Here is an 18,749-nt window from a genome sequence, read left to right as displayed (position 1 = left end):
CGTGGCGTACCGGGTCGAAGGATCGGGGAAGCTGGGAATCTAAAACATTGAGTGATAGCCGGGGGGTCTCCACACAAATACGGCTCTGGGTTAGGAGGGTTTTGTTTTACTTCACCGCTTTTATTAAAGCACCGGCGAAAGCGCCATCGGCCATTTCCCACTGGGCTTCAGTTAGGCTGGTTTCCTGGGCGCCTAAGCCCTGCAGGACTTCCCTAGTATAGTAGTTTACCGGAGCAACGCTGATCTGCTTAAACCCGGCCTGAGCCAGCAGTTGCTCATATTCCTGCACACCCAGGCTGCCGGCGATACAGGATACCCACAAGGAAGTAACCTGCCGGATCTCTGCGGGAACTTCCCGGGTGGATACTATATCGGCAATGGCTAATCTACCCCCGGGTTTTAAGACACGGTATATCTCACTCATTACCTTACCTTTGTCACTGCTGAGATTAATTACACAGTTGGACATCACTACATCCACACTTTCATCCGGCAGAGGTATTTCTTCGATGTAGCCCTTCAAGAATTCCACATTATCTGCTCCCATGCGTTCCTTGTTGCTGTTTGCCAAGGCCAGCATTTCATCAGTCATATCCAGACCATAGACTTTTCCGGTGGAACCTACATACCGGGAGGCCAGTAGGACATCAATACCTCCACCGCTTCCCAAATCCAGTACGGTTTCTCCTTCCTTCAATTCAGCTAGAGCATGGGGATTGGCACATCCCAGCGAGGCCCGGAGTGCTTCAGTTGGCAAGGCGGACAGGTCTTCATGGTGATAGTTGATGTCTACACGGGTAATGGTGCTGCAGCAGGAACTGCTGGGCCCACAACAGCATCCCTGCCCGCCCGTCCTTATCTGACGGGCTATCTCACCATAGTGTTTCTGTACTTCCTCACGGATTTTTTCCATAATGTTTCCTCCTATTAATTATTGGTATTCACGGCCGTTGAACCGGAGTTGAAATACTTCTTCCGCCAGTACAAGGCTACATTAACAAGACCAATCATTACCGGCACTTCCACCAACGGCCCTACCACTGCTGCCAAGGCCTGACCGGAATCAATGCCGAATACGGCTACGGAAACGGCTATGGCCAGTTCAAAATTGTTGCTGGCAGCGGTAAAGGAAAGGGCCGCGGTCTGGCCGTAATTCACTTTCATTTTTTGGGAAATGAAAAAGGACACACCAAACATCACTGTAAAGTAGATAAGCAGCGGTGTGGAAATGCGTATGACATCCAGGGGCAGGTTGACAATATACTCTCCTTTAAGGGAGAACATTACTACGATGGTAAACAGCAGGGCGTACAGAGCAACAGGAGATATGGCGGGAACAAACCTTTGATCATACCAGTCGATCCCTTTGGCAGGCCGCAGGAAAAGGCGGGTCAGAAACCCGGCAGCAAAAGGAATGCCGAGATAGACGGCTACACTTTTGGCCACCTCTCCCATGGATACCCGCACTTCCATGCCGCCCAAACCAAGCCAATCCGGCAGGAGGGTCACAAAGATGTAAGCGTAAATGGAATAAAACACCACCTGAAACAGGGAATTGAAAGCTACCAAGGCAGCCGCATATTCATTGTCTCCCCCTGCCAGGGAGTTCCAGACTATAACCATGGCAATACAGCGGGCTAATCCTATCAATATAACCCCGACCATGTATTCCGGATGGTTGGATAAAAGGAGAATAGCCAGTACAAACATAAGAACAGGCCCTATGACCCAGTTTTGTAGGAGGGATAGCCCCAGCACTTTACGGTTCTTGAATACTTTACCCAGCTCTTCGTATTTAACCCGAGCCAAAGGCGGGTACATCATAACGATGAGTCCGGCCGCAATGGGAATCGAAGTAGTCCCTAGGGATAAACGGTCCAGAAATCCGGCAAACCCAGGAAAAAGATAACCCAATGCTACCCCCAGGAACATAGCCAGGAAAATCCATAGAGTAAGGTATCTATCCAAAAAGGATAGTCTTGTCGCTACCGACTTTGTCAAAATGACAACACCTCCATTTATAAAAGCCCCATAAAGATTTGTTCAGTTATTACTGACGCGCCGAGCAGCTTTCGCAGCCTTTCACGTTCTCCAACCGGAGCATATCCTGCCGGCAGCATGGAAGCTTATTGGCCTCTTCTCTAATTATCGCGCTGAGGAAAGGGTAATGCCGGAGAGTCTCTTCATTGAGGCGGTAATACACCCACTGGGCTCTCTTTTCCCAACAGACCAACCCTGCATTCCGGAGTTTATCCAGGTGCCGGGAGGCATTGGACTGCTGTATACCTAAGACTTCTTCGATTTCACAAACACATAATTCCCGTTCCTTTAACAGGTGCAGCATCCTTAACCTGGTTTTATCCGCCAGAGCCTTAAGTATGACGATCAGCTCCAATTTACCACCACCTATGATTATATGATGTTATACTCATATACTAGCGTTTAGAAAAATCTTTGTCAATAATAATATAAAGGGACAAGCCATGGTAAAGCTAACCTGTCCCTTTATTAGTACAGTTAACATTCAACCGCCCGTTTTTTTTGTTTACAGGTAACCGGCTTCTTTGAGAATTCTTACGGCTGCTTCTTTGTCTTCCGGGGCCACCAGGATAATGGGACCGGTGCAGCCCATGCCGCTCTGGGCATAAATATGCGACTGCCAGAGCAATTGGACCGCCTCTTCAAGTTCTAAGATTTCCACCCCGGGTATCTCCGCCGTCACCGGTTTCGCCGGAGGTGCAGACACCTGAGCCCCGCCCTCGGGTTTCTTATCCCCTTTCAAGGGACAAGCCAGGGTGGCAAGCATTTCATCCAATCCCGCTTGCCTGGCCAAAGCAAATTCTTCCGCCGCTTTAGCCAGGATTTGACCCTTAGCGCAATCGGCGGCAAAACGAACAGCGCCGGCTATCACCGGGGCGCCGGAGGCCCTGGAAATAATACAGATAATCCGGTCATATTTTTCGCCCACCCCGGGACCGTACCCGTAGCCCAAGGTCTCGTAGTCGCCGCCGCTGGTATAAGCGGAGAACATTTTCATGAGCACGTTGCCGGTCAGGCTGTCCATCACCATCACGTCCGGTACGCCCAGCAGCAGGTCATTGCCCCGCATGACCAGGCCGCCGTCGGCCCGGGCCGACTGGGCGAAGTTGATGGGATAGCCCCTTTCCTGCAATTTGAGCAGGGCCCGCTCCAACTGCCTGGCCCCTTCGATGTTCAGGATGCCTACCGTAGGATTAGGGATCCCGCAGGCTTTCGCGGTGGCAATGCCGTAAAGGGTGTTCTTGAGCATGGCGGATACCCGCTCGGTGTCGGAAGTGCCGGTGGTAGTGGCCAGGAAGATTTCCCTGCCCCGGCCCGGGGTGATCACCCGGCCCACGGTGGAGACACCGATGGGAAAATTGTAGTGCATAGTCACGGCCCCGTCCAGCTCGCCCTGGGCCAGCATATCGTCCATCAAGGCGTGGGCTTCTTTCTCGTCTTGGGCGGGCACCATGGCCAAAGCAGTCTCGACGCCGCTCCCGATCAGTACGACCTCCAGGTCGGGGTTTTGCTTTTGGGCCAGTTCCGCTCCCTGCATCACTTCCCCGGGACCGTGCTCGCTGCCTAGAATGGTGAGCCCTATTCTTACTTTCTTGCCAAAACTGCCGGTAACCAAACCATCGGCAATTTCTTCAAAAATCGTCCCGATGGTGGCACGGATTTGTCGGTTATCCATCGTCTCACCTCCCTGATGAGGAGATTTTAGACTTACTCTCCTTTGAAAGCCTTGGCCAAGTCGCGCATGGCATCGGCAATCATCAGCCTGATCTCGTCCTTATTAACCCCCGTTTCCACTGTGCCGGAGTTTTTCTCCATGATGAAGGAGATCCCGTCAAAGAGGTTGGTCAAGCGGCCCAAGAACAAGCTGCCTTTACCGATGATCATGGCTCTCCGGATGCGGCCGTCCATGATCATTTCCCGCGCAAAGCCGATGAAAGGTACCCCGGAGGGGATATGGCCTTGGGTCGGGGCGAAGCCTGGCATGCCGAACCTTTCCACTTCTTCCGCCAGCTTCTCTTTTTCAAGATACCCCTTTTTCACCCCTAAGGCGGCAATCATCTTGTAGTTGGCATTGGGCACATCCCCGGCGCCGGCCGGTACGGTGATTTCCGGGTTTTGCATTTCCGGCGCAAAGCGATCGATGTCACTTAGCTTGATGCCGGCCTTTTCCAGCGGGTCCATCACGATGGCTTGCATGACCGCTTGCGGTGAAGCCCCGGAACCGATATTGTGCTTGCCGATCATATCGGTGCGAATCACGGGGCTGACGCCGTCATTTTGGCTGACGTGGACGGCAAAAGAGGCGATCATGTCTTCCAGCACCGGCATGCCTTTCTTCAAATGATCCTTAGAGTTCATCCCCAGTTTCGCCGTCGAGCCGCCGGCCACCACGACAATGTTTGCATACACACCTGCCTGGGCCAGGGCCGCCGCATTCACCAGAGCATGGGCCGGCGCGGCACAAAAGCCCCTGGTATCGGAACCGGTGGCGTTAATGCAGCCGCAGATTTCCCCGATGGCTTTGGCAAAATTGCCGCCCCCGCGCTGGTTCATGTCGCCGCAGGCCTCTTCGGAACACTCGATGATATAATCCACCTCTTCCGGTTTCAGGCCCGTCTTGGCAAACAAGTGCATTAAGGCCAGGACGGCGGAGGCTTTGCTGGCCAGGTTTTCAAACATCACATGGTGGGATAAAGCCGCGTCAAACTCATGGGCTCGCTTGACACAGCCCACCAGCTTGCCGTCGAGATACATGCCTTCCGCCAGGTCTTTCGCTACTAAATCCCGAATGGCTTCTAAAGCAGTGCCGGCTTTGTCCAACTTGCCCAGGTCTTTCAACCCCTGCAAAACCGGGTGGGCCGCCAGTTTCTCTTTCACCCGGCTTTGGAAGCTGTCTTCCAGGTGAACCAGGTCAAAGGCGTCCACAATTTTCATGAGGCCGAAAAACTCATCTAAAGGCATGATTTCCCCGAAGCGGCCGAAACGTTGGGCTCCTTCCACCGGGTTTTCATACCAGGGCTTGGCAATTCCCGCCAGGGCATCGGGCTCCATGTTGCCGATATACACCTGGTTAGGGGCGTATTGCACCGCTTCCGCAAAGGTGCGAAAATGTTCAGGCAGTTTTTGTAAATGTTCCGAATTGGGGTTTTTCAAAGCTTCCGAAGTCTGGGTGGTACCTAAATGCAGCACCAGGTCCGGCGCATGCACTAAAGCATAACTGGCACCTTTAATGACCGGGTAATTCATCGTCTCACCTCCACCACTATTGAAAAACTGCAAGGGGACACCGGTTGGAGGTGTCCCCTTGAGCGTGACATTTTGCTGCACGGGCGAGAACCAACCTGAGCCCTCTACTGGCTCGGCCCGGGCGGCACAGGGACCTCGCCCCGACAAGGCAATTACTGCTCAAACACAGTTTGCCCGCTGACTTCCGTTTGCAAGGCCATCAGGGCCTTCCGGACCAGCGTCCGTCTCAGCTCTTTTTCATCCTCCCGGGACAAGGCTGGGTTCCCGAGGGGGTGAGGAATCGCCACCGTGGGGACAATCCGGTTGGCACCTACGGTCAGGGAAATGGGTACTACCGTACACATGTGCACCACAGGAATGCCTGCTCTTTCAATTTCTTTCACCATCGTTGCACCGCAACGAGTACAGGTCCCTCACGTGGAGGTCAGGATGACGGCATCCACTCCTGCTGCCAGTAAGTCCTGGGCAATTTCCGCCGCGTATTTCTTGGCGTTGGCCACGGATGTGCCGTTACCCACCGTCGAGTACCAGTATTCATGCAGGCTGCCGATTTCTCCGTTGGCTTCCAATTCTCTCATGACGTCCACCGGCAGCACCCGGTCCAGGTCCTCGTTGGCGTAGACCGGGTCATAACCGCCGTGAGCCGTTTGGCCGTTGTCCGGGTTGAGATCATTGATGCCGGCCAAACTGTACTTGCCGTACTTGGTAGCGCTGGAGGATTCAATATGATCAGGGTTGCCCTTGGGCACCGGGCCGCCGGAAGATACTAAGGCGATTTTAGCCTTGGTAATGTCCTTCACCGGGGCAGCCGGGGGTACCCGGTCAAAGACGGGCATGGGATATTCGGTGACAAAGGATTCCCCTCTGATCTTCTTGAGGAGCATATCTACCGCCCGCTTGGAGCCTCTTTCTTTGGCAAAGAAGTTTTTCCTGATGCCCCGGGGAATATATCCTTCGGTTTCAGGTTCGCCCACTTCTTCGCCTCGCAAGAGTTTCAGGGCCAGGGCCGACATGCCTGCCACGGCTTTCCTCATGCCGGCGGCGGAGTTGCCCGTCTCAATGAAATAGGCGTACTGCTTGTACATGTCGACACCGGGATTTTCCGGGAACATGCCGCCGACTACCGGCACGCCCAGGGTTTGGGCCACTCCCTTGGCCACCGCGCCGCAGGCCACCCCGTAACGGCCGGCGTTAAAAGCCGGACCTACGAGGACCAAATCCGGTTCATATTGCTTAATCATGTCCAGGACTGCCGCTAAAGCCGTGTCCATATTCTCATTAAAATAGCTGTCCCCGCAGACGACGGTGGCGACAATGGTCGCTTCGTCTTTGAAGGCTTGTTGAAAGGCCATCCCGGGTCCCACATGGCCCTCCCGGACCTCCGGCTTGTGGTCCGCTTTCTCTTCGCCGCCGATACCTGCGTAGAACTGGTTGATATAGTGTACCACGCGCTTCACGCTGATCCCCCCTTTTCTGTGGCAATTAGCCCCGGTAAGTCTTCACTTCGTTGACGATGGCATCCACATCCAGCACCATTTCCATCATGCTAACTTGTTCGTCGTAGACTGCCGGGTCGATTTCGTCTTTCAGTTCGAAAATGTGATAAGCCTTGAGTCCCAACGAGACTCCCGCTAATGGACCTGCAAAAGTCGGATCGCCTTGGGATACGGTTTCGGCGGCTAAACCGCTGGCTTCTGCTTCCGCACCGCCTAAGACCACGATCAGGTCTTCGTTACCGTATTTTTCGGCTAATTCTTTGATCCGGGCTTGGTTTTCCAGGTCCATCGCACCGGCCGCCGTTCAGACAAAGCATTCGGTAGTGGAAAAAACCACTTCCGCGCCGGCGGACTTGACGCATTCCTCGATGGCCGGACCCGGAATGCCGTCCCGGTCGCCCAAGATGGCTACTTTTTTCCCTTGTAGCATCTCTATCTCGCTCCTTTCTTTAGTCATTAAATTCCCATTCGCTGTTAAAACCCTTTTGCGGTGAGATAATGGTAACCGAGTTCATTGGTGGCACCGGTAATCACTTGGATTTCTGCGGTGATACTGCCGTCGGGTTTTAAGCTGCCCGCAGTGCCGCCGGCAATCACATCGGCCACTTCCGGATAGCCGATGACAGTCTTCATGGGGGGCAGGGTGATTACTTCGTTGGCGTTGCCCGCCGTCACAACTGCATCACCATGGGGCGTGGAGTCGGCCAGGGACTGGGATGCACCGTCTTGCCCCGCGTATTCGTCGGTAATCAGGACCGTCTTAATGCCTTTCTGTTCAATCTTGGCGCAGTTCATGACCAGGTCCGCATCGGGGTTGCCGAAACCTTCTTCGGATATGATGACGGCTTCGGCGCCGATTAACTCCACCAGCTTGGCGGTCATGTTGGAGGAACGTTCTTTATCGGCCAAAGTGACGTTCTCATTGGTGATGACCACGCCGATGAAATTCAAGTCCTTGCCGTGGCGGGCGTACAGATCATGGATCACCGGGTTGTTCTGGTGCACATAAGTGGGGTTCTTGTCACAGGCGGAGACGCAGTTACCGCTGACGATGGCCCCGTCCATGACTTCCGTCGGGTAAATCAAAGTGGGGATGATGCGCTTGGCATCCACGCCGTAGACGTAGGTATCATGCAACAATCCTTGGGTCTGCAGCATGTAGACATAGGCTACCTTAGGCAGATCGGGATACTCGGCTGCTTGCTGCAGGAGGGGTTTCGTTTCGTATACCTGCACATCGTCGGGTTCCACGTTCTTACCCGCTTCGCCCAAGTATGCGGCGGCTCTTAAGCCCGCCAGGCGGACTACGGCTTCATGCTCGTGCTGGTGCAGCCCGTCGATGGGATCCACTTTGACCACGATGTTCAGGGTCTTGGAGAAAGGAGTATACTCCGCGCCGGGGCCGGACATGTCGATGATGCCTTCCTGGAAGCCGACGATCTTGCCGGTGGTCACCAGAGCGGTACCTTTCAGCACGTGGGTTCTGCCTTCGCCCACCGTATCCACTTTGGCGATAAAGCCGGGGAACATCCCACCGGAGCCGGAGACTTTCACCCGGGGTTCAATCACGTCCTTGACCGGAATGATTCGGGTTTCATCCCCCGGCTTGGCCAAAAAGACTTCCGCGGAAGCAATCCGCTCATCATTAGCGGTGACCCTGGCCAGCTCTTCTTTGTTAATGTATAGCACCCCGTCTTTTACTTCCGTTTGACTGCCGAACCGTACGTCTTTGATATAAATGTTGCCGATTTCTAAGCGCATGCTTGTCACCTCCTCGCGTATTGCCCTATGACAGCAGTTCTTTGAGTTTCGCTTCCACGTCATCAATGGTAAACTCTTTGGTCAGTTCAGCGATTTTCTCGCCGTTGCGGTAAAAACCAATGGTGGGCAATCCTAATACCTTCTGGCTGATAGCCAGCCGCCGGTTCGCGGCCGTGTCCAGCTTGCAGAACTTGGCTTGGCCGCTGTATTTTTCCGCCAACTTGGCTACCTCCGGCATCAGCGCCTGGCAGGGTTCGCATTTCGGGCTCCAGAAATCCACTACCACCAGCCCCTCAGCCTCCAGCACTTCCGCCTGAAAATTATCCTTGTCAACGATAATCATCTGCTCACCCCCTAATTATGGTCTCAGTTTAGTCACCATTTATGCCAAACCGGCGTCTATCTGCTGCACCACTTCATCCGCTTGGAAATCCCCTTCAAACCTGGCCGCCACTTCCCCGTTCCGGAAGACCAGGACTGCAGGGATTTCCTTCACCTGGTAACGGGATGCCGTGAGCTGGTTGCGATAGACGTCGATTTTCGCCAGCTTCGCTTTTTCAAAACCGGTCATGGCCTGCTCCAGGGCCGATACCATTTCAATGCTCTTCTCATTTTGCGGGGCCCAGAACACCACTGCCACCGGCACTTTTTGTTCCAGCACCTGTACTTGGAAAGCTTCCTCCTCCGCCAGGTATTTCTCGACCGCCACCGCTGCTATGGCCCCGTCGGAGGCTGCTGTTACCACCTGGCGCAGGTACTTGCGCCGGCAGTCCCCGGCGGCATAGACACCGGGCACACTGGTTTCCATTTTTTCATTGGTGACGATGTATCCCTGGGCATCCAGTTCCAGCTTTCCCTTGAGAAAACCGGTTTGCGGCACCGTTCCGACAAAGAAGAACACGCCGTTGGTGGGCAGATCCCAGATTTCGCCCGTTTTCAGGTTCTTCACCGCCACCGCTTCCACCAAACCGTCCCCTTTGATTTCCTCCAGCACTGAATTCCAGACCCACTTGATTTTGGGGTTGGCAAAGGCCTTTTCGGCGCTGGCCTTGTTACAGTCCAGGATCCCTTCATCGTGGATGACGATAATGGTCACGGTTTCGGCGAATTTGGTGAGATACATGGCTTCCTCAATGGCGGCGTCACCGTTGCCCACCACCACCACATCCAGGTCCTCGAAGAAATCCGCGTCGCAGGTGGCACACCAGGAAACACCTTTACCGATAAATTCTTGCTCCCCTTTAATGTTTAAAGAGCGCGGTTTGCTGCCGGGACACAGGATCAGGGCTTTGCCTTCATAAACGTTGCCGCTTTTGGTGATCACTTTTTTGATATGGCTCTCCAGTTCCACATCCACGACTTCTTCCTTGATGATGGTGGTGCCGAATTCCTCCGCATGCTTGCGCATGGCTTCCATAATGCCGGGCCCCGTGGCGCCCCTGCCGAAACCGGGGTAATTCTCCATTTCCTCAGTAGTGGCGGCTTGCCCCCCGGGTTTGGCTTTTTCCAAGAGCAGGGCTTGCATTTTAGCCCGGGAGGCGTAGATCCCCGCCGCCAGGCCGGCAGGACCGCCGCCCACGATTAAAATGTCCCACAGCTTTTTCTCCATGTAATCATGCCTCCTTTGGCTGGTCATTTGGTTCCGTTATGCCTAACGGTCTGAGGCTATCCCAGGCGGATACCACAAAGGATAAATCAATCACTTGATAGTCTTGCTTAATGGCAGCAGGCAAATCGCAGGACAAGGATCGAAATTTTGCCACCGTGGCTAAAGCCTCCTCAATGAGCTGCAGCGAAAACAAGTCTACGGTATTGCCCCTTTGCTGGATGAGGAGCACGGATTTATAGGGCGATTGATTGGGTTTAATACTACCGGTAAGAGGATGGGTGAGAAGTTTCATGCCGCGATGGATCCCGTCCCTGGTCCGGAGGAGCACGTCCTTCAACGTGCCCTGTACTTTGACGGCGGATGGATACCTTTCCCAAACAAGGGGATTATTGCTGATTAAAACCGGTGTCAATGGGCTTTCCCTCCCGGGCAGCAAGGGATTTTGCGTCAAGATTAGTGTTAGTAAGGACCAATAATTTATGCCAGCAAAAATTTCTGGCTTATGTGAAAAATAGTGCAATCTTGGCATAAAAATAGGCAGGCATTGCTGCCTGCACTCTGTCTGGCTTGCCTGAGAGTGTTACTCCTTCGGCGTCCGTGGAAGACTTTCCAGAGGTGAGTTAGGATACGGTTCTTTGACCTGAGAGTTTCGCTTCAAATTGGCGGTTTGAAGCTTGCTCCTTCGGTGCCCGCGCGTGTATCGCCGGGAACTCTCCCGTATCCTTCATTCTCCGCTTTGTATTTGTGAAAGTTCTCCTATGTACTTTCCCTAATGCCATTTTAGCATTAATCTTTTTTATTGTAAAGTATCCTGTGATAAATTTTTCTATATTTAAGCACAATTAAAATCCCCGCATCGCTGCGGGGATTCAGACTGCAATTTACTTGCCGTTCATGAGGAGGGTCATCACTGCCTTGGCAGTGTGGAGCCGGTTTTCCGCTTCATCATAGACGATGGAGTGCGGCCCGTCGATGACGGAGTCTTCCACTTCATTGCCCCGGTCGGCAGGCAGGGCGTGCATGTACATGACGTGGGGTTTGGCCAGTTTCATTTTCTCTTCGGTGCACTTCCAGTGCCGGTTGGCTTCCAGAGCATCGTCCACTACGGCAGTGCTTTGGTTGGTGACCCAGCTGCCCCAGTTCTTCGGAATAACGATGTCAGCATCCCGGTAAGCTTCTTCTTCGTCATGGGTGATGGTCAGGCTGCCGCCGTTTTCTTCGGCAAACTTCCTGGCTTCTTCGATGACCCAGTCAGGCAGCTCCCAGCCTTTCGGGTAGGCCAAACATACGTCCATGCCGTAACGGGGGAACAGCAGCACTTGGGACACGGGTACGGAAATGGGTTTCTTATGGCTCGTAGCGTAAGCCCAGATGATGGATACTTTCTTCCGGCGCAGGTCGCCCAGTTTTTCTTGCATGGTCATCAAGTCGGCCAAAGCTTGGAACGGGTGATACAAGTCGCACTGCAGGTTCATAATGGGCACGGTGGAGTGCTTGGCCATTTCGGTGATATACTTGTTACCTTCGCCCCAGAAGCAGTTCCGGACGGCAATACCGTGGCCGAAACGGGATAGGATGACGGCGGTGTCCTTGGCGGATTCGCCGTGGGCAATCTGCATGTTGCTGGTATCCAAGAAGTTGGCATGGCCGCCCAGTTGGGCAATACCGGCTTCCATGGAGTTCCGCGTCCGGGTGGACTGTTCAAAGAACATCAAGAAGATGGTCTTGTATTTCAGGTAAGGAGTGTCAACCCCCATAGCGAATTTTTTCTTCAGGTCGAAGGACACATCCAGCATGGTATCGATTTCTTCTTTGGTGAAGTCCTTCAAAGTGATAAAATGACGGCCTCTAAAAATGGTTTGCATGTCAATGTACCTCCTCATGTTTTTTATGAGCTTCTATGATTAATTTTTATTTTTTATCCACAGCGACCAGGTTTTCCGTTTGCTCAGGCATTTCATGGGCATATTTTTGGACGTAAATCTTCGGTATGGCGGCATACATAGCGGCAGCTTTCACCAGGTGATCTTTCCAAGTTTTCTCGTTGGGAGCATGGGCTTCTTTTTCCGCCCCCGGACCGAAGCCGACGCACGGGATGCCGTAACGACCCATAATGGAAACACCGTTGGTGGAGAAGGTCCACTTGTCTACTTCAGGCGCATCGTTGAAGAGACCTTTGTAAGCATCAACCAGGGACTTGGTGGCTGGATGATCTTCTTCAATCAACCAGGTGGGGAAATAACATTCCGTCGGGTAAACCAAACCGGTCCAGGACGGGCGTTCATAGGTGTACATTTCCACTTTCGCATTGGCTGCCTTCACGGAAGGCAAGTTCCTAATCTGTTGCAGGGCGTATTCGTGGGTTTCCCCTGCGGTCAGCCGGCGGTCAATGGAAATGGTGCAGGAGTCCGCCACTGCGCAGCGGGAGGGAGAAGTAAAGAAGATTTCAGATACGGTCAAAGAACCTTTGCCCAAGAAGGGATGGTCCATCAAGTTTTCGTGCAGTGCCCTCAGCTCGGTGAGGATGGGTGCCATCTTGTAGATAGCGTTGTCGCCTCTTTCAGGTGCGGAGCCGTGACAGCTGACACCGTAGGTGGTCACCTTGATTTCCATTCTGCCCCTGTGGCCCCGGTAAATCCGGCAGCTGGTGGGTTCAGTGAGCACGACGAATTCAGGTCTGATTTTGGATTCTTCGATGATGTACTGCCAGCAGAGCCCGTCGCAGTCTTCCTCTTGGACGGTACCGGTTATCAACAAGGTGTAGTCGTCTTCCAAACCTAAGTCTTTAATTATTTTACCGGCGTAAACCATGGAAGCCATGCCGCCCAACTGGTCGGAAGCGCCGCGGCCGTAAACGCATTCATCGTCTTCCTTGCCTTCGTAGGGATCAAATTCCCATAAACGGCGGTCGCCAACCCCGACGTTATCGATATGGGCGTCCATAGCAATTAAGTGCTTGCCTTTGCCGATGTAGCCCAGGACGTTGCCCATGGGGTCGATTTCCACTTTGTCAAAACCGACTTTTTCCATTTCTTCTTTAATGCGGTGAATAACACCTTTTTCCTGGCAGCTTTCGCTGGGAATAGCGATGAGATCCCGCAGGAATTTGGACATGTCGCCTCTATAAGCTTCAGCTTTTTGTAAAATCTGTTTGAAATCCATTTGCCTATCTACTCCTTGCTCAAAATTTTGTTGAACTCGCCTAACCTATAACGCTATGCTCTCCTCCAAAGGTCCCTGAATTTACTTCACCTCCTTACGGTGATCACGATAGGTAAGGCCAAGTTTCTTGCTGTTTATTTCCTGACGAGGCGGAACTGGTACTTGTCGGAACGGAACAACTGCTTGCCGTAGTTTAAGGCTCTCCCGTCCTCGTCATACAATGTGCCTTCAATCAGGATTAACGGGGTTTTCTTGTCTATCCCTAGAATCCGCTGGGTCTTGGGGAACGGCAGCACCGCACTGACGGTGGAAACAAATTGATGGGGTTTCAAACGAAAGACTTCTTTTAACAGGGCCGATAAGGAATCGTACCGGTAGCGCTGGTTCAAGAGCCCCGGATCAGGTACCAACCAGCCGGGCAGGATGTCAAAACAGTAAATTACCGGTACTTTGTCCGCCAGGCGAACACTTTCAATCACATATCCCACAGATCCCATCTCTACTTCCAAGGCTTCCGCTGCCTTGGCATCGATCTCCGTCTGGCGGATGGAAAGGACCTGGTCCTCCGCTTCGTACCCGGCACGGCGAATGGTCTCAATGAGGGGATCCAGTTTTTCCATACCAGCAATTACTTTATTATAATGTGTCTCTACAAAAGAACCTATACCATGTCTTCTCCGGATGACGCCTTCCTTTTCCAGCACCGACAACGCTTCCCGCAAAGTCCCGCGGCTCACGCCAAACTGGTTGGCCAGCTCCGGTTCGGAAGGGAGCTGCTGCCCCGGAGCATAAACTCCATCATTGATGCGCTTTTTTAGCTCTTTGGCAATCTCTATATAAAGAGGTACCCTGGTATGAAACATGATTGTTTTTCCCCCAAGTATGGATAATTACAAACGGCGGGCGTTAATGGGTGTTGTTTAGATGTCAGACAACTATATCTATATTTCCACTTGTGTGTCAAAAATCCTTCTTTAGCGCAAAAAATTTTTTCGAGCAACGGGGCAGGCCATGTACCAACACGAGTATCATCCCTCCCTAAAGCCGGTAATGATTAAAGGGGAAGGTCCCCAGTCTTCCGCAAGGCGGGCAGCCTAGAGACCTTCGTTTTCAACTTTTTGCGCTTTTTAAGCCCGGGCCGTGCCGTTTTGCCGTTCGTCTTGCGGCAGCACCAGGTTCAGCACTAAAGCTACGATACAAGCCGGCACGATCCCGGCCCCGGAGAAGATGAGCTTCACGCTTTCCGGGAAATACTGCATGGCTTCCGGTACACCGGATAAACCAAAGCCCAAGCTCAAGGATGCGGCGACAATCAGCAGGTTGCGCTTGGTCAACCCCCCGGAAACAATGAGGGTAATACCGGAGGTGGCAATAAAGGCGAACATGATCAGGAGGCTGCCGCCGAAAACGGGCATGGGAATGCAGGCCACCAGAGCGCCGATCTTGGGAAACAAGCCGCAGAGGATTAAGAAAACGGCACCTACTTTCACTACATAATTGCTCATGATGCCGGTGAAGGAAATGAGACCGACGTTCTGGCTGAAAGAAGTATTAGGCAGGGCGTTAAAGATGGCAGCAAAGCTGGAGAAGAAGCCGTCGGCGATAATACCGCCGGACAATTCCTTATCCGTAGCCTCCCGGCCGGCACCTCCCATGGTAATCCCGGAGATATCGCCCACCGTTTCCACCGTCGTCACAATGTACATGAACAGCATGGCCATAATGGCCGGCCACTCAAAAGACATACCGTAAGCCAGGGGATTGGGAAAAGAGAACCAACCGGCTTCCGCTACCGGCGTAAAATCTACTTTACCCATGGGAATTGCTACCAGGAAGCCAACGATGGTACCGATTAATATGGCGGAAGCCCCGAGGAAGCCTTTCCCTAGTTGATGGATAACAACCACGATAACAAAGACGATTCCGGCTAATAATAGATTACTAAAACTCCCGAAGTCTGCAGCGCCAATCCCGCCGGCGGCGTTTTTCACGCCAATGGGCAAGAGAGACAAACCAATGGTGAGCACCACAGTACCTGTCACTACCGGGGGAAAGAAACGACGTAATCCTTTTAAGAAAAACCCAAGAATCACTTCCAGCCAACCACCGACAAAAGCGGCCCCCATCAAAGCGGCCATGCCGTACTGCTGGGCGATGGACAGACAGACAGGTAAAAAACCGGAACTGGTACCCATCACCACCGGCAGCCTGGCACCGATAGGGCCGACGGGACGTGCCTGCACAAAACTGGCGATACCGGCTACGAGCATGGCACACTGGGCCAAGAATGCCCGGTCAGCCACTGACAAGCCGATGGCAGCGGCTACCGTGATGGGCACGGACACGTTGCTGGCGAACATCGCCAGGACATGCTGGATCCCTAAAGGTACGGCCTCTTTAAGCGGGGGCACATCTTCTACATCATACAGGGGCTGAATACGTCTTTCTTCTGCTACACCGGCAACTTTTTCAGCAGACAATTCCATCATCCTCCCATGATTAGCAGTTCAAGCCTAGCGAAACAGAACAGCTTCATTGGTCAATCAGCTCCGCCAATCGATAGTACCACCCCCTTTACGGGCGTAAAAGGACCGGCGTGAATAGCTTGCCCAGCTTTTACGCCTTTTATTTTCCCCCGCCTCGTTCCGGAACGAAAGCAGAATAAAGCAATAATAGAGTATAAAGAGAATATTGGCATTATAGAGAAGATTGCATAGCATTAAATCCCATAACAAACAGCGATGCCGGCAGGCAGTACCACCTGCCGGCATCAAACCAACCATGAACCGTACGCTATTTTTTACGATAAGGGGTATCTTCTAAGGGTAAGCTAAACCGCCGCTTCCCGTCAAAGCGATAGTAAGCATTGGCAATGGCGGAAGCGGTGGGAATGGACGCAATTTCCCCTACCCCTTTAATGCTGTAAGCCAGTTTGCCGATCTTGGGCTCGATTAGCTTAATCTCAAACTCAGGCATATCGGTAGCCCGGAGCAGTCCCAAGCGACCGAACTTGGTGACTTTCGGTTCCCCGTTTTCCACGGGGAAATCCTCCGTCAAGGCGTACCCCATCCCCATGACAATGCCGCCTTCCAGCTGGCCTTCCAAGGCAATGGGATTAACCACCCTACCGACGTCATGGGCGGCAATGAATTTCTGGACCTTGCCTTCTTCATTGAGGATGCAGACCTGCGTGGCAAAGCCGTAGGACACGTGGTTAACCGGGTTCTCCACCGGCGCATTCAGCGGGTCGGTAACACCCAGGTATTCCCCTTCGTAGCGCTTTCCTTCCAACTCCTCGAGGGAATGATGCTTCAGGTCTTCCGCCAGTTGGGCCGCCGCCCTGCGGACAGCCTCGCCGGTAAACAAGCTCTGCCGGGAAGCGGTGGTGGCACCGGAATCCGGGGTCAGATCCGTATCGGCCAGGGTCACCTCGATCGAATCGGGGGCCAAACCGGTGGTTTCGCAGATGACCTGGTGCACCACGGTACCGATACCTTGTCCGATACAGGCAGCACCGGTGTAGGCTTTCACCCGGCCTTTTTCCACTACCAGTACCGAGCGCCCGGTATCCGGGTTGCCGACTCCGAGACCCACGTTTTTCATGGCGCAGGCGATGCCGGCATAGGGGTGCTTTTCAAATTCCTCCTTCACCGCCAGCAGGGTATCCACAATATTAGTGTCCTCTGCGGCAATCTGGTTGGATGCAATGCGGTCCCCCGGGCGGAGGGCATTGCGGTACCGGATTTCCCACGGACTGATGCCGGCTTTTTCGGCTAGAATGTCCAGTTGACTTTCTAATGCAAAGTTCGACTGGGTCACGCCAAAGCCGCGGAATGCCCCGGCCGGCGGGTTGTTGGTGTAGACGCCGTACCCGACAATATCGATATGGGGGATGTAGTAGGGCCCGGTGGCGTGGGTGCAAGCCCGCTGCAGCACCGGTCCTCCCAGGGAAGCATAGGCACCGGTATCGAAGTAGATCCTGGCTTTCATGGCAAGGACTTTGCCTTCCTTGTCGCACCCGGTGGTCACTTCCATGATCATGGGGTGGCGCTTGGGATGGACTTTCAGGCTTTCCTCCCTGGTCAAGGTGAGTTTCACCGGTTTCCCGGTGGCCATGGCCAACAGAGCCGCATGGTGCTGCACGCTCATGTCTTCTTTGCCGCCAAAACCCCCGCCCACAAACTTGTTGACCACCCGGATCTTTTCTTCCGGCATGCCCAGCACCTTTGCCAAGGTGTGCCGGTCATGGTGGACGCTTTGGGTACCCACATAAACCGTCAGCCGCTCCCCTTCCGGTACCGCCAGGGCACTCTCCGGTTCCAGGAAAGCATGTTCCGTAAAGGGAGTCCGGTAAGTGTTGGTGACCACATGGTCACACTGGGCCAGCGCTTCCTCCACGTTGCCTCTTTTAACGGTGGTGGTAGTGAGCAAGTTCCCTTTCGGGTGAATTTTAGGGGCGTCTTCAGCCAGGGCCCGGATCGGGTCTGTCACCGGTTCCAGCTCTTCATAGTCCACTTTAATGAGTTCCCGGGCCCTTTCCGCTTCTTCCGGCGTAGGTGCCGCCACGATGGCCAGGGCGTCGCCCACGTAACGGGTTTCTTCTCCCACCGGCACCAGGGTAGGCCAGTCATGGACAATATATCCCTGGTAATTGTCACCTGGAATGTCTTCCGCCGTCAGCACCGTCACCCCGGGCAAAGCTCTGGCTTCAGACACATCAATGGCTTTCACCAAAACCCGGGGCTTGGGAGCCCGCAAGACCTTGGCATAGAGCATACCCGGGAAGAACAAATCATCCACGTATTCCGCCGTACCCAGTACTTTAGGCGCCGCATCGGGCCGTACAAAACGCTCGCCCAGGCGACCGCTGCCCTTGTACTCTTCCGGCGTAATTTCCCCCCGCAGCGCTTTGGCAGCCAATAAAATGCCGTCGATGATCTTGCGGTAGCCGGTGCAGCGGCAAATATTGAAGCGAATGGCTTTCTTGACCTCGTCTTCCGTGGGGTTAAGATTCTGGTCCAAGAGCCCTTTGGCGCTCATCACCATGCCGGGAGTGCAAAAACCGCACTGGACGGCGCCGGCCACGCCAAAGGCCCAAGCATACACCTCTTTTTCCCGCTCAGACAAACCTTCCACGGTAATGACTTGTTTACCCTGTATTTTGGACATTTTCACGGTACAGGCCCTGGTGGCCTTACCGTCAACGAGCACCGTACAAGCGCCGCAGGTTCCTTCCGAACAACCGTTTTTTGCGGAAGTTAACCGGGCTTCCCGGCGCAGGTACTCCAGCAAGTTCCAACTTTCCTGGGCGGGGTCGACAGTCACTTGCCGACCGTTCAGCACAAACTGTAACATGTTTACCCCCTCCTCATCTGCCCTGCAGGAAGTTGTTTGAAGTCAGGAAAAGGTGGAGCCGCGGCTAGGCAAAACTCCAC

Annotated in this window: 16 protein-coding genes and 1 riboswitch; all 16 genes read right to left on the bottom strand. The window is 53.6% G+C overall.

Translation table 11 applies throughout. From position 1 onward, the window contains the following. Positions 1-106 precede the first annotated feature (106 nt). Positions 107-916, bottom strand: coding sequence for an arsenite methyltransferase (arsM, locus tag GXX34_02095; protein HHW06322.1), 810 nt, complete (start codon positions 914-916; stop codon positions 107-109). An 11-nt stretch (positions 917-927) separates the two neighbouring features. Further along, positions 928-2,001, bottom strand: a complete 1,074-nt coding sequence (arsB, locus tag GXX34_02090) for an ACR3 family arsenite efflux transporter (protein ID HHW06321.1) — start codon at positions 1,999-2,001, stop codon at positions 928-930. A gap of 49 nt (positions 2,002-2,050) precedes the next feature. Then, positions 2,051-2,395: a winged helix-turn-helix transcriptional regulator gene (locus tag GXX34_02085; GenBank protein ID HHW06320.1), complete on the bottom strand. Its 345-nt coding sequence runs from the start codon at positions 2,393-2,395 to the stop codon at positions 2,051-2,053. 150 nt (positions 2,396-2,545) lie between these two features. Then, positions 2,546-3,715: a glycine reductase gene (locus GXX34_02080; GenBank protein HHW06319.1), complete on the bottom strand. Its 1,170-nt coding sequence runs from the start codon at positions 3,713-3,715 to the stop codon at positions 2,546-2,548. Positions 3,716-3,747: 32 nt separating this feature from the next. After that, entirely contained in the window at positions 3,748-5,286 is a 1,539-nt protein-coding gene (locus GXX34_02075; protein ID HHW06318.1) for a glycine reductase, read from the bottom strand. A gap of 152 nt (positions 5,287-5,438) precedes the next feature. Further along, positions 5,439-6,743, bottom strand: a complete 1,305-nt coding sequence (gene grdB, locus GXX34_02070; GenBank protein HHW06317.1) for a glycine reductase complex selenoprotein B — start codon at positions 6,741-6,743, stop codon at positions 5,439-5,441. Positions 6,744-6,768: 25 nt separating this feature from the next. Beyond that, positions 6,769-7,212: a glycine/sarcosine/betaine reductase complex selenoprotein A gene (locus GXX34_02065; GenBank protein ID HHW06316.1), complete on the bottom strand. Its 444-nt coding sequence runs from the start codon at positions 7,210-7,212 to the stop codon at positions 6,769-6,771. A gap of 44 nt (positions 7,213-7,256) precedes the next feature. After that, complete coding sequence (locus GXX34_02060) at positions 7,257-8,543, bottom strand: beta-aspartyl-peptidase (protein ID HHW06315.1); 1,287 nt, start codon at positions 8,541-8,543, stop codon at positions 7,257-7,259. 25 nt (positions 8,544-8,568) lie between these two features. After that, on the bottom strand, positions 8,569-8,886 hold the full coding sequence (locus tag GXX34_02055) for a thioredoxin (protein HHW06314.1): 318 nt from the start codon (positions 8,884-8,886) through the stop codon (positions 8,569-8,571). Between the two features lie 39 nt (positions 8,887-8,925). Beyond that, the gene (gene trxB / locus GXX34_02050; protein HHW06313.1) at positions 8,926-10,152 is read right to left on the bottom strand and encodes a thioredoxin-disulfide reductase; all 1,227 of its coding nucleotides are present in this window, start codon (positions 10,150-10,152) and stop codon (positions 8,926-8,928) included. Between the two features lie 4 nt (positions 10,153-10,156). Beyond that, positions 10,157-10,564 (bottom strand): GrdX protein, encoded by a 408-nt coding sequence (locus tag GXX34_02045; protein HHW06312.1) that lies wholly within the window; start codon positions 10,562-10,564, stop codon positions 10,157-10,159. A gap of 206 nt (positions 10,565-10,770) precedes the next feature. Continuing rightward, positions 10,771-10,880: riboswitch (glycine riboswitch) on the bottom strand. Positions 10,881-11,033: 153 nt separating this feature from the next. Next, entirely contained in the window at positions 11,034-12,017 is a 984-nt protein-coding gene (locus GXX34_02040; GenBank protein ID HHW06311.1) for an ornithine carbamoyltransferase, read from the bottom strand. A gap of 46 nt (positions 12,018-12,063) precedes the next feature. Next, entirely contained in the window at positions 12,064-13,314 is a 1,251-nt protein-coding gene (locus tag GXX34_02035) for a YgeY family selenium metabolism-linked hydrolase (protein HHW06310.1), read from the bottom strand. Between the two features lie 134 nt (positions 13,315-13,448). Further along, entirely contained in the window at positions 13,449-14,177 is a 729-nt protein-coding gene (locus GXX34_02030; protein HHW06309.1) for a GntR family transcriptional regulator, read from the bottom strand. 264 nt (positions 14,178-14,441) lie between these two features. Further along, positions 14,442-15,803, bottom strand: coding sequence for a purine permease (locus tag GXX34_02025; protein ID HHW06308.1), 1,362 nt, complete (start codon positions 15,801-15,803; stop codon positions 14,442-14,444). Positions 15,804-16,107: 304 nt separating this feature from the next. Further along, the gene (gene xdh / locus GXX34_02020) at positions 16,108-18,669 is read right to left on the bottom strand and encodes a selenium-dependent xanthine dehydrogenase (GenBank protein HHW06307.1); all 2,562 of its coding nucleotides are present in this window, start codon (positions 18,667-18,669) and stop codon (positions 16,108-16,110) included. Between the last annotated feature and the right edge of the window lie 80 nt (positions 18,670-18,749).

The organism is Clostridia bacterium, from assembly GCA_012840125.1.
GTDB lineage: Bacteria > Bacillota > DULZ01 > DULZ01 > DULZ01 > DULZ01.
Note: the sequence above shows the minus strand (reverse complement) of the source record. Positions and strands in the feature narration are given on the sequence as shown.

What these genes read in the sequence shown, in the direction of transcription:
- trxB (HHW06313.1), bottom strand. Translation starts at nt 10,152, where the DNA reads ATGGAGAAAAAGCTGTGGGACATTTTAATCGTGGGCGGCGGTCCTGCC.
- GXX34_02080 (HHW06319.1), bottom strand. Translation starts at nt 3,715, where the DNA reads ATGGATAACCGACAAATCCGTGCCACCATCGGGACGATTTTTGAAGAA.
- GXX34_02075 (HHW06318.1), bottom strand. Translation starts at nt 5,286, where the DNA reads ATGAATTACCCGGTCATTAAAGGTGCCAGTTATGCTTTAGTGCATGCG.
- GXX34_02025 (HHW06308.1), bottom strand. Translation starts at nt 15,803, where the DNA reads ATGATGGAATTGTCTGCTGAAAAAGTTGCCGGTGTAGCAGAAGAAAGA.
- GXX34_02035 (HHW06310.1), bottom strand. Translation starts at nt 13,314, where the DNA reads ATGGATTTCAAACAGATTTTACAAAAAGCTGAAGCTTATAGAGGCGAC.
- GXX34_02060 (HHW06315.1), bottom strand. Translation starts at nt 8,543, where the DNA reads ATGCGCTTAGAAATCGGCAACATTTATATCAAAGACGTACGGTTCGGC.
- GXX34_02030 (HHW06309.1), bottom strand. Translation starts at nt 14,177, where the DNA reads ATGTTTCATACCAGGGTACCTCTTTATATAGAGATTGCCAAAGAGCTA.
- GXX34_02055 (HHW06314.1), bottom strand. Translation starts at nt 8,886, where the DNA reads ATGATTATCGTTGACAAGGATAATTTTCAGGCGGAAGTGCTGGAGGCT.
- GXX34_02040 (HHW06311.1), bottom strand. Translation starts at nt 12,017, where the DNA reads ATGCAAACCATTTTTAGAGGCCGTCATTTTATCACTTTGAAGGACTTC.
- xdh (HHW06307.1), bottom strand. Translation starts at nt 18,669, where the DNA reads ATGTTACAGTTTGTGCTGAACGGTCGGCAAGTGACTGTCGACCCCGCC.